At 52.3% G+C, this 344-nt stretch carries 1 pseudogene; it reads left to right on the forward strand.

The features are described 5' to 3' along the window. Window positions 1-344 (forward strand): annotated as a pseudogene (locus tag FFM73_RS12865) (exosporium protein); the annotation flags it as partial.

Consider the following 344-nt stretch of genomic DNA (forward strand, 5'->3'; position numbering starts at 1 on the left):
AGTAAAGGTAATTCACTTGGGACCTTGACGGCACCTAAAGGTGACACTGGCGCAACCGGTGCAACTGGAGCTCAAGGGGCTCAGGGTGCTAAAGGCGATACAGGTGCAGCCGGTAAGGACGGCAGTACACCAACTATCGATCCAAAGCAGACGACAACGGATAAAGATGGCAATACCACCTATGTATTAGTTGACGGCGCTGGCAAGACAGTTGGAACATTCACTGCTAACAAGGGTGCCAAGGGTGATACAGGTGCTCAAGGTATCCAGGGTGTTGCCGGAAAAGATGGCAGCACACCGACCATTGATCCAAGCAAGACGACAACTGGTACGGATGCCAATGG

The sequence above is a fragment of the Secundilactobacillus hailunensis genome (genome assembly GCF_005405185.1).
Taxonomy (GTDB): Bacteria; Bacillota; Bacilli; order Lactobacillales; family Lactobacillaceae; genus Secundilactobacillus; species Secundilactobacillus hailunensis.